Here is an 11,774-nt window from a genome sequence, read left to right on the forward strand (position 1 = left end):
GGATTTTTAGGTTAAACGGTCATGGAAAATATTCGGGTATCTGGTTTGTTTCGTTGCATTTGAAGATCAAACGCCATACTTATATTTCTTACAAAAGGTCTTCCTTTGGCGGTTACTTTTATTTTTTTGTCACTTGTTTCCACCAATCCGTCATTTTTTAATTCGGACAGGTTGGCCACTATCTCTTCAAAATCCACTATTTGTTCTTCAAGTGGTTCCCACGTGGTTTCAAATTGACACATGATATTGAGAATATGTCTTCTCAAAATTTCATCTTCTGTGTTAAGAATATGCCCTCTAAAAATAGGGATTACCCCATGCGAAACCAAATTTTCATACTCCTCTACATTTTTAACGTTTTGTGCAAAGCCATACCAGCTATCGCTGATGCTGGATACGCCCAAACCGATCATTAATTTGGTTTTTGATGGTGTATAGCCCATAAAATTTCTATGCAATGTGCCATTCTCCAACGCCTTGTACAAACTATCGGTCGGCAAGGCAAAATGATCCATGCCAACATCTTTGTACCCAAAGTCGGCAAGCATTCTCTTGCCAAGTTCGTATTGAGCCTTTTTTTCTATGGACGTGGGCAAATCTGATTCTTTGTACCCTCTTTGTCCGTTCCCTTTGAGCCATGGAACGTGGGCATAGCTGTAAAACGCGATCCTATCCGGTTTTAGTGCATTGGTCCTGGCTATGGTGTTTTCCACATCGGAACAATATTGGAAAGGTAGTCCGTAAATAATATCGTGACCAACTGATGTGTATCCAATTTCCCTGGCCCATTCGGTTACATTTTTTACATTTTCGAACGGTTGTATTCTGTTTATTGCACGTTGTACGGTTAAGTTATAATCCTGGACTCCAAAGCAGACCCGTCTAAAACCAACATCGTAAAGTGCCTGTAAATGTTCTTTTGTGGTATTGTTGGGATGACCCTCAAAGCTAAAATCGATATCTTCGGTTTTTTTGCTCAATCGGGCAATTCCGGTCATCAACATTTTTAAATTATCGGGCGAAAAGAAAGTTGGCGTGCCACCCCCAAGATGGAGTTCCTTGATCTTGGGTCTGGTTCCCAACAGATCTACATATAATTCCCATTCCTTTAGCACGGATCCAATATAGGGAGTCTCCACCTCGTGGCGTTTGGTTATACGCTTGTGGCATCCGCAAAAGGTGCACATGCTTTCACAAAAGGGCAAATGTATGTAAACACTGATGCCTTCTTCGGAACTTTCGCCAAAAGCTTTTAGTACACTGGAGTTCCACTTTTTTCCGGAAAAACTGTCTGTGTTCCAATAAGGTACAGTGGGGTAGCTCGTGTATCGAGGACCCGGAACGTTGTATTTTTGAACCAATTCGCACATAAGTTGCATACCATTGTGTTATAGTTCAAAAGTACTTTTGATCCATTTTAAAAAACATGATAATTGTCAGGATTGCCCCCCAATTGATGCCAAATACAAATTTTTAGGCTGATGTGTATCATGTTTTTGCCCCTCCAAACATTGTACCTTTAAATGATTTAGACATGCTCTTAAATATTTTACTATGGGAGAACATATCAGAAAAAGTTCTTTTAGCGAGGACGAACGTAAGGTATTTGTTCAACATCTGATCAATGATATCCAGGCCCTTGAGAATATGATTGCCGATGGTTTGATCGAAGATGATATTGTTCGCATCGGTGCAGAACAGGAAATGTGTATTATTAAGGACGATTATAGGCCATCACCAAATTCACTGGAAATACTAAAGGAAGTAGATGATCCCCACTTTACCACCGAATTTGCAACATATAATATTGAAGCCAATCTTGACCCTTACAAACTAGAGAAAGATTGCTTTGCAACAATGGAGCATCAGCTCAGGAGGTTGTTGCACAAGGTAAAAGAATCGGCGGCCAAACACAATACCAAGGTTATTCTTACCGGGATTCTGCCAACAATCAGTAAGGATGAGCTGGGGATGGACTTTATGACGCCCATTCCAAGGTATTACCGTATAAACGAAGTGCTTACGGCTTGGCGGGGCGACGATTTTACGGTTAGGATACATGGAGCCGATGAACTATCACTGCATCACGACTCAGTTTTGTTCGAAGCGTGCAATACCAGTTTCCAGCTCCACCTACAGATACCCCCACAGGATTTTGTTAAAAGCTACAACTGGGCCCAAGCTATTTCGGGGCCTGTTTTAGGGGTATGCTGCAATTCCCCGCTTTTATTGGGAAAGGAACTTTGGCGGGAGACTAGGATAGCCTTGTTTCAGCAAAGTCTGGATACGCGGGTATGGACCAAGGCATTGCGCGAAGAAGTCGCCAGGGTCGGTTTTGGGGAACGATGGCAAAAAAAATCCGTAGCGGAAACATTTAAACAAGATATTTCCACCCATCGGATATTGCTTACCAAACCTATTGAGGAAAATTCCCTGCAATTATTAAAAGAGGGCAAAATTCCTAAACTCGAGGCATTGAGCTTGTTCAATAGTACCGTTTATAGATGGAACCGTCCTTGTTATGGTGTCGGGAATGGAAAACCACACTTAAGAATTGAGAACAGGTACATTCCCGCTGGTCCTACGGTGATAGATGAAATGGCAAATTTTGCATTTTGGGTCGGGCTAATGGCCGGAAGACCTCATAAGTATGACGACATGCCCGACCTAATGGATTTTAGAACGGCCAAACTCAATTTTCTTAGGGCGGCATCAAGTGGCAGACACGCCATGTTTTCGTGGATGGGTAAAGCCATGACCATGAAGAAAATAGTTCGGGAAGAATTATTGCCCATAGCATACAACGGGCTAAGAAAGTATAATGTTGATGAAAAGGATATTGAAAAACTTTTGGGCATTATCGAAAAGCGCGCAAGTGGTAGAACAGGTGCAGATTGGCAGATCAAAAATTTTAGGGAGCTCAGAAAACAAATAAAACTGGACAGTGCCATAGTGCAACTGACCAAGGCGATCTATCGGAATCAACAAGATGATGAACCGGTACATCTTTGGAAACCTATCGAAGGCATGGTGGAGACCAAGGAGGCTTTCCGTTGGGTAAGCCAAATAATGTCCACAAAACTAATGAAGTTGTACGAGGACGATTACGCAAATTTGGCCATAGCGATCATGCAGTGGAACAATATTCATCATCTTCCCGTGGAAAATGGGAAGGGAGAGCTTGTGGGGCTTCTCACATGGAGCCATATAGAAAAATTTAAAAAGATCGATAAAAAAGAAGCTAGGGTCTCGGATGTAATGGTCAAAAATGTGATCACGGTAAGCCCAAAAACTGAAATATCCGAAGCAAAGAAAATAATGGAAAAGCACAATATTGGTTGCTTGCCTGTATGTGTGGATGCCCATATCGTGGGAATCATCAGCAAAGTTGATATGTAATAAATATGACAATAGTTCACAGTATAGCATTGGACGAAACTGTAAAGGTGGACCGTGTAATAGATCATATCCGCGGTAAAAAAGGCGGTCCTACAGTGGTATTTTTTGGAGGTGTGCACGGAAACGAGACGGCGGGCGTATTCGCCTTAAAGGAGGTGTTTAGGGAGTTGCATTCCAAAAAAACAACTGTTCATGGAGAATTGTACGCCATTTCGGGCAATTTGGGCGCACTGGAAAGCAAACAGCGTTACCAAACCGAAGACCTTAACCGGATATGGTTTAAAGATAGGATCGAACGTATTATAGACCACCAAGAAATAAGGCACAACGAAGAGAACGAGTTGGGGCAGTTGTACCGTTTGATACATAGTATTTTGGACTCCGGCACCCCGCCCTTTTATTTTATGGACCTTCATACCACATCGAGCAATACCAGTCCATTTATGGTTCTGAACGATAGCCTGTTGAACCGCAAGTATGCCTCCAATTATCCTTTGCCGATTATATTGGGGATAGAGGAGTATTTAAAAGGGGCTCTGTTGAGCTATATTAATGAGCTGGGCTACGTATCCTTAGGTTTTGAGAGCGGGCAGCACGATGACGATATGGCCGTAAAGAATTGTATGGAATTTATCCGTTATAGTTTGGCTGTAACACAATCCGTCCATGTTTCGGAAGAGCGGAAAGAACAACTATACCGGAATATTTCGAACTCCAGCGATGCACCCCATAGATTTTACGAAATATATCATCAGTACGATATCGCGCCCAATAGCAATTTTGTAATGGCTCCTGGTTACGTTAATTTTCAAACGATCCCTAAAGGTGCAGATCTTGCCCTTGTGGATGGTATAGAACTTAAAACAACAAAAAAGCGACAGATTTTTATGCCGTTGTATCAAAAACAAGGTAACGAAGGTTTTTATTTTATAAGACCGATACCGGTTTTCTTGTTATGGCTGTCCAAGAAATTAAGAAGGTTTAAAGTGGACCATATTTTGGTCAAGCTTCCGGGGGTGGAGTGGAAAGATGGTAGTAAGGATACCTTGGTGGTCGACCAAAGGGTAGCCCGGTTTTTTGCCAAATCGTTCCTCCATTTACTGGGATATAGGGCCAGAAAGTTCGATGAATCCCGATTGATGGCAAAGAATAGGGAGAGTGCTTCAAAATTTAAAGCATATAAAGGAACGGCATGGTACAAAAAATAAAAGGCCCAAGAATTGACTTGGACCTTTTTGGAGAAATTGGATAATGTTAATTAATCGTTCTGCATTATAAAGTTTATCGGAATACTGTATTTAACACTTACGGTTTTTCCTCTTTGTTCCCCTGGTTTAACCCGTGGCAAGGAAGCTATGATCCGGGTAGCCTCTTTTTCCAATAATTTGTCCGGTCCCCTTTGTTGGATTTGACTGACCTTTCCTTTATTGTCTATTACAAACTGTACATAAACTCTACCGGTAATACCCATTTCCAAAGCAGAAGGCGGATAGGTAAAATTCTCCTTTATGTGCTCCTGTACCTTTTGGTTAAAGCATTCTTTGCGTTCCTCTTGGGTTTCGTAAATTTCACAACCCGGAAAAACTGGAACATATTCAATTACGGCAAAGGGAACTACGATTTCTTCCTCTACCTCTTCAACATCAACATCTTCTATCCTAACAACAGCGTCTTCAATAAAGGTTTCTTGGCTGCTCTCGGTACTGGTTATTACAGTTTCCTCTACCTCTTCCACATCCTCAACGATCTCGATAACATCGGGAGCAGATGGCGGTGGTGGTGGCGGGGCAGTTCTTAGTATTTCCGTGACGGGTACATCTTCCTTAAGTTCGTCTGTAACTTGTACAACTTCTGAAACTTTGGATTCCTCTTCATAGAACTTTACTTCGAAGGATTGCCATGTTAAAAACAAGACCGAAGTAAGTCCTATCATGAAATAAAGACTGCTATTGCGTCCTATTTCGGCGTTTGGGTTCTTTTTTGGTTTCATGACTTCTACTATTTAACTAGGTTAAAGGTAGACTTCTTCAAAATCAGAAAATATGATAAAAGTCAGCTTTGCGAATCGCTTGTAATTATTTGAACCGGAACGGGTTGTGTTCTTAGTTGGTCTTAAGCGCGAGATCGTTTTTGGTAAGGTCAATATTGAATGAAAGACTTAGCCGGATCATGTCTTCGTTACTTTTTTTAAATTTTCTATTAAAGTAGCCGATGTCCACTTTTATCTTAGGGGTCAATTGTTGCCCAAATCCTATAAATACCCTATTCTGATTAAAAGTTTCGCCCTTTATGTTTAAGAAAAGCTCGTTAAAGGCCTTAAAATAGATATCCTTATATATGGGCTTTAAATATTGAAGGCGATATCGCACTCGATTGTTCACTTTTGGATCATCCACATTGATCAATCGTCTATTCTCCACCCTGAACCTATGGGATATTTTTTGTGTATGGTATAAAGTATTCAGATTGTATTCCGCATATAACCATAGTTGATTGGTATTTTTTACATCGTCCGGTCCAAGGTAGGAGTTGGAATTGAGTAGGGCAAAACCACCGGTAATCGTGGAAGCTTTGCTCAATTTATAGGTAGCCCCGGTCCGGAAAAAGAAGAATCCATATTTATCCAACATATGGTGGTGCCGAACAATTCCCACTACCGGTACGCTCCATTCTTCATGAATTTTGGTGTTGCCATAAAGCAATATCCAAGATCCGTAATCGTTTTCGCTGGAATTTTGGGCCTGAAGATCTTGGGTTAGTGAAACTGTGAATACTATGGAACAAAGCAATCTTAAACAATACCTTACGTATTCCATAATCAAGGTGTTTTGATTGTTGGAACACAAAGTTTTCCATTAAAATAAATGGAAAAGTATGACACTTGTCATAGATGGTGCTTTCCCGTAAAGAAATGTATAGGATTTGTTGTTCTAATTGGATTTTTCCCAGATCAGGGCCGCTGCACCACAAATGGCGGCGGTTTTTCCTTGCATACCGGAGTGCATAAGCTTTACTTTTCCTTTGTAAACATCTAAAAGAAAACCATTGAAATATTTTTCCAAAGGCGTCATGATCCATTTGCCGCTATTGGTCAACCCTCCCATAAGGATAAAAGCTTCAGGTTGGGTAAAGGCAGTAAAATTGGCTAAGGCCTGTGCCATTATTCTAGCTGTATAATCAAAAGCCTTTAATGCAATTTCGTCACCTTCCTCGGCAGCCTTGGTAATATCCTCCCCATGCAGGTCGTTATAGGCAATGTTCCTAAACCTGCTCTCTACCATATATTTACTTTGCATGTACATAACGGTACGCTTTAGCCCAGTAGCGGATACATAGGCTTCGAGACCACCTTTTACCCCAAGTCCGGTTAACCTGCCATCGCCAATGGTCATATCTACATGGCCCAGCTCACCGGCAAAACCATCAAAACCATCTATAAGTTGACCATTGGCAACAATGCCGGCACCAAAACCGGTGCCAAGGGTTATCACAATAAAATCGGTCATATCTTTTGCGCCACCGAACAACATCTCTCCCAATGCGGCCGCACTGGCATCGTTCATAATACGTATGGGCATATCCATTCTTTGCTTTAACAGTTTTACAATGGGCACACTGCCTTTCCAAGCCAAGTTGCTTGCACTTTCTATGGTCCCGTTTTTACTGGAAGCGTTGGGCGCCCCGATTCCACAACCGATGATATTGGCATCTTCCCCGAATTGTTCCACAAGTTGATCACAAGTGGATTTTATCTTATCCAAATAAGAATCCAAATTTGGATATTCCTTGGTTCTGAAAAAGGTTTTTTCGTAGCATTCACCATATTTATCGACCAAGCCGATTTTGGTTTTGGTGCCTCCTATATCAATTCCTATCACTAAATCCATCGTGTAAATCCAATTAGTTTGTTTGGTTTTAAAGATAAATATAATGGTGTCAATATAATAACATACTATGTTTAACTCTATGTGTATTTTTTGCTAATATCAAGGAAAAAATAGAAATCCTGACTTCTGTCATGTTTTACTTCAGTGGTCGATTCTACTTTTGAACAGAGAATTAAAACCAATAAAAATACAGAGGTATGAGCAGTTTAAATAAAATATTGATCCCTTTTGATTTTTCCGAGGCATCCGTAAATGCTTTGGAATACGTGGTCAACTTTGTAGGACCTGATCGTTCCATTGGGATCATGGGACTTTATGTGGGTGCTATGCCCATTACAGAGGCCGATAGCGACAAGTTGGGGAGCGATTTTGTAAAACTATTGGATTCGTTCAATGTGAGGCTTAAAGTGGCCCCGGAATTTATTACAAAAACCGGAAGTGTAGTAAAAACCATTTTGGCCACGCAAGAAGAAAGCGGCGCAGATTTGATCATGATGGGCACAATGGGCGATAAAATTACGGATGAAGCCATAACCAATACATCCAAGCTTGTTTTGGATGCGAACTGCCCCGTAATATCCGTGCCCTACGGAACCAGTATCAAAGAGCCAAAATCGATCGCCTTGGTTTTGGGAGGAGAAAAAATTGATGACAAGTCGGTTTTGGAGACCCTACTCGAGATTGCAAGATTTTTTAATGCCAAGGTACATGTATTGACAATTTACAAGGATTCCGTGTATGACGAGGAGGCGGTCAAAGAATCTAACGAAAACCTGTTGGAATATTACTTGGAACATTTTTATGAAGAGCATTCATTTAGTAAAAATCAAGACGTGGAACAAGGAATCTTGGATTACATCAACGAGAAAAATATTGACCTATTGACCATATTGCCACGAAATCACACCGAAAAAAGTACCCCTTCCGAAGGTAGGTTAACAAAACTGTTGACCCTTCATTCGGAGATACCGGTACTGACTTTGGATTAACCCTACACCTTTGAGCATGCTGCCACTGCTATTAATTTTAGGAATTACCATTTTACTGTTTATATGGGGGAAATTTCCTCCCGATGTTGTTGCGCTAATGGCCATGTTGGCACTTTATCTTACAGGAATTTTGGACCTGGGTGAGACATTGACCGGATTTAGCAACCCGACCGTAATTATGATCGCGGCCCTTTTTATAATTGGTGAAGGGCTGTCCAGAACCGGTTGGACCGCCATGGCCGGACAGTTTTTTGTGAAGTGGGCAAGGCGGAACATCTCCCGCTTACTGGTAATAGTAACTCTAGGCTCCAGTTTGTTGTCCGGTTTTGTAAGTAATACAGGAACGGTTGCCGCATTGCTCCCGGTAAGTGTAACTGCAGCTTGGAATGCCGGGACCTTACCCTCTAAACTATTGATCCCTGTCGCATTCGGCTCCAATACGGGCGGATTACTGACGTTAACGGGTACACCTCCCAACATTATAGTGAGCAATGCCTTGGTGGAAAATGGATTTACCGGATTTTCGTTCTTTGAATTTGGCTTGATAGGAGTGCCCTTACTTATTATTTCGGTGCTATATTTTAGGTACATCGGGTACAGGTTGCTTCCGTCCCATAGAACCAAAAATAAGCCCATGGCCATTGATCAAGAGATGCATAAATGGATCGAAAATTATAGCATTGGGGATAACTTGTATCGACTTAGGATCCGGTCAATGTCGCAATTGATCAACACAAAAATAGGGGATTGGAACTTTGAAGGGGAGCACAAGGTTTCCGTAATGCGTTTAAAACGAAGACATCCCAATAAATTGCAGAGAATACCGCAATTTGTGGAGATGCCCGGACTGGACACGGAAATGCGGTATCACGATATAATCACCGTAAAAGGAGAGCCAGAGGATGTGGACAAACTCGTCCTAAAGTTTCACTTGGGGGTAATACCTACCAAGCCCGAAACCGATATGCTCAAAAAGGAACTGATCAACCAAGAAGTGGGTATGGCGGAAATGATCATTACACCTAAATCGGTATTTGTAGGGAAGACCATTAATCTGGGGCATTATTTGCGCCAGGCAGGAGTACAACTACTGGCGGTTTCTAGGGATAATGCCCCATTGACCGGCAAAATTAAAATTAAAGCGGGGGATGCGTTCGTTATTCGTGGACAGTGGGAAAACATAATATCCCTAAAATCCATGTACGAGAACCTGGTAATATCCGGAAGCCCCGAAGCACTTGCCAAAAATGTGGACCAGCTCACTACAAGGAGCTATATTGCTATGGGGACCTTGGTCCTGATGATTCTCCTTTTGGTGTTTAAAATATTGCCAGGAGCCATAGCAGCACTGATTTGTGCCGGAATTATGATGCTGACCGGATGTGTGCCCATTTCCAAAGCGTACAAAGGGATCAGCTGGACCAGCGTAGTGATGATAGCAGCAATGATTCCCATGGGATTGGCACTGCAAAAAACTGGGGTTGCGCAATTGGCCGCCAATAGTTTGGTGAACACATTGGGGAGCATACACCCAGTGGCCTTATTGGCAGGTATTTTTCTATTGACTGCGGCTTTTAGCCAAACCATAAACAACTCAGCGACCGCAGTTTTAATGGCTCCGATAGCCATAATGGCGTCGATGACATTAGGGGTTTCCCCAAAACCATTTATGATCGCAGTGGCCGTGAGCGCATCTACCGCATTTTTGACGCCCGTGGGTACCACTACGAATGCAATGGTAATGGCGGCGGGCGGATATAAATTTATGGATTACGTAAAAGTAGGAGGCCCTTTGCTACTATTTTTCTTTATCGCAACACTAATATTGGTTCCATGGATATGGAGCTTCTAACAATTAAATACAGCAGATATGAGCACAACAAAAGACCTAAGTAAGTATGGATTAAAAAACGTCCGGGCACAATGGAACCTCGACGCCGAAACTTTACAGAAGATCACAGTAGAAAAAAACATGGGAGTAGAGACCGATAATGGAACTCTCTGTGTAAATACTGGCAAGTTTACCGGTCGTTCGCCCAAAGATCGTTTTTTGGTTAAGGACGATTATACCAAGGACAAAATTTGGTGGGGACGGATCAACAAGCCTATTTCTCCGGAAAATTTCGACAAGTTATACGATGAGGTGACCAATTATCTCGAAGGAAAAGAAGTTTATGTGCGGGATGCAGCCGTTTGTGCCGATCCAAAATATAAAATGAATGTAAGAACGGTAACGGAATATCCGTGGTCCAACTACTTCATTAAAAATATGTTCTTAAGGCTGGACGAAAGTGAATTGGATAATTTTGAGGAGGAATGGTTGGTACTTTGCGCCCCAGGTTATGAAGCTTCAAACCCTAAAGACTTTGGGGTCATCAGTGGAAACTTCTCCATTTTGAACTTTACCAGAAAAATTGCCTTGGTGGCCGGTTCCGCGTATACGGGCGAAATGAAAAAAGGGATATTCTCTGCACTGAACCTTATTCTTCCGACCGAAAAAGAAGTGCTCCCAATGCACTGTTCCGCTAATGTGGGAGAAGGTGGGGATACCGCGATTTTCTTTGGACTGTCCGGAACGGGAAAAACCACCTTGTCCGCTGATCCAGACCGGAAATTGATCGGTGACGATGAGCATGGTTGGACAAAGGAAAATACAATCTTCAATTTTGAAGGAGGGTGCTATGCCAAAGTAATCGACCTTACCGAAGAAAAAGAGCCGGATATTTACAGGGCCATCCGCCCTGGGGCACTTTTGGAAAATGTGGTCTTTAAAGAGGGTACCAAAGAAGTTGACTTTTTTGATAGCAGCATCACGCAGAACACTAGGGTAAGCTATCCTATTGATCATATAGACAATATCCAAACACCATCCTACGCGTCCAACCCTACAAATATCTTTTTCTTAACTTGTGATGCGTTCGGGGTATTGCCTCCGGTATCCAAACTGACCCCAGGTCAGGCTGCATACCACTTTATTTCTGGATATACCGCTAAAGTAGCCGGGACCGAAGCAGGTATTACAGAGCCGGTACCATCGTTCTCCGCATGTTTTGGAGAGCCGTTTATGCCACTTCACCCTGCCGTTTATGCAGAAATGCTGAGCAATAAAATGAAGGAAGCCGGTGTAAATGTTTGGTTGATAAACACAGGATGGAGCGGTGGACCTTACGGGGTAGGGTCTAGGATAAAATTAAAGTACACAAGAGCCATGATCTCTGCCATACTTGAAGGTAAATTGGACGATGTGGAGTTTGATACCCATCCAATTTTTGGATTGAACATGCCCAAGTATTGTCCAGGGGTTCCGACCGAGATTTTGGATCCAATGAACACTTGGTTGCAAAAAGGAGCATATGTGAGCAAGGCGATACAATTGGCGCATTCGTTCCATATCAATTTCGATAAATTTGCCAGTGAGGCATCCGAAGAAATTTTAAATGGAGGGCCACTGATTGACTCTCACCACAGTTTGGGAGAGCATTTATAGGATCATGAAATT

Annotated in this window: 9 protein-coding genes; 5 read left to right on the forward strand and 4 right to left on the reverse strand. The window is 42.2% G+C overall.

Annotated elements, in window-relative coordinates:
- Positions 1-11: 11 nt before the first annotated feature.
- Entirely contained in the window at positions 12-1,370 is a 1,359-nt protein-coding gene (gene hemN, locus MJO53_RS09415; RefSeq protein ID WP_252081237.1) for an oxygen-independent coproporphyrinogen III oxidase, read from the reverse strand.
- A gap of 184 nt (positions 1,371-1,554) precedes the next feature.
- Between hemN and MJO53_RS09420 the strand changes: the two genes are divergently transcribed.
- Positions 1,555-3,399: a CBS domain-containing protein gene (locus tag MJO53_RS09420; protein ID WP_252078897.1), complete on the forward strand. Its 1,845-nt coding sequence runs from the start codon at positions 1,555-1,557 to the stop codon at positions 3,397-3,399.
- Between the two features lie 5 nt (positions 3,400-3,404).
- Complete coding sequence (locus tag MJO53_RS09425; protein ID WP_252078898.1) at positions 3,405-4,607, forward strand: succinylglutamate desuccinylase/aspartoacylase family protein; 1,203 nt, start codon at positions 3,405-3,407, stop codon at positions 4,605-4,607.
- Between the two features lie 50 nt (positions 4,608-4,657).
- On the opposite strand, the gene MJO53_RS09430 is transcribed toward MJO53_RS09425, so the two are convergent.
- The 3 genes from MJO53_RS09430 to MJO53_RS09440 form a co-directional block, all read right to left on the reverse strand.
- Entirely contained in the window at positions 4,658-5,389 is a 732-nt protein-coding gene (locus MJO53_RS09430) for an energy transducer TonB (RefSeq protein ID WP_252078899.1), read from the reverse strand.
- 112 nt (positions 5,390-5,501) lie between these two features.
- Entirely contained in the window at positions 5,502-6,215 is a 714-nt protein-coding gene (locus tag MJO53_RS09435) for a DUF2490 domain-containing protein (protein WP_252078900.1), read from the reverse strand.
- Positions 6,216-6,329: 114 nt separating this feature from the next.
- Positions 6,330-7,286 (reverse strand): ROK family protein, encoded by a 957-nt coding sequence (locus MJO53_RS09440; protein ID WP_224835544.1) that lies wholly within the window; start codon positions 7,284-7,286, stop codon positions 6,330-6,332.
- 197 nt (positions 7,287-7,483) lie between these two features.
- Here MJO53_RS09440 and MJO53_RS09445 point away from each other — a divergent pair, with 197 nt between their 5' ends.
- From MJO53_RS09445 to pckA, 3 genes are read left to right on the forward strand one after another with little or no spacing between them, the layout of a single operon-like run.
- Positions 7,484-8,275 carry a universal stress protein gene (locus tag MJO53_RS09445; protein WP_252078901.1) on the forward strand — a complete coding sequence of 264 codons (792 nt, stop codon included), beginning with the start codon at positions 7,484-7,486 and terminating at the stop codon, positions 8,273-8,275.
- A gap of 16 nt (positions 8,276-8,291) precedes the next feature.
- Positions 8,292-10,127, forward strand: a complete 1,836-nt coding sequence (locus MJO53_RS09450; RefSeq protein WP_252078902.1) for an SLC13 family permease — start codon at positions 8,292-8,294, stop codon at positions 10,125-10,127.
- Between the two features lie 18 nt (positions 10,128-10,145).
- Positions 10,146-11,762: a phosphoenolpyruvate carboxykinase (ATP) gene (pckA, locus tag MJO53_RS09455; RefSeq protein WP_252078903.1), complete on the forward strand. Its 1,617-nt coding sequence runs from the start codon at positions 10,146-10,148 to the stop codon at positions 11,760-11,762.
- The last annotated feature ends 12 nt before the right edge of the window (positions 11,763-11,774 follow it).

Source organism: Flagellimonas marinaquae (assembly GCF_023716465.1).
Taxonomy (GTDB): Bacteria; Bacteroidota; Bacteroidia; order Flavobacteriales; family Flavobacteriaceae; genus Flagellimonas; species Flagellimonas alginolytica.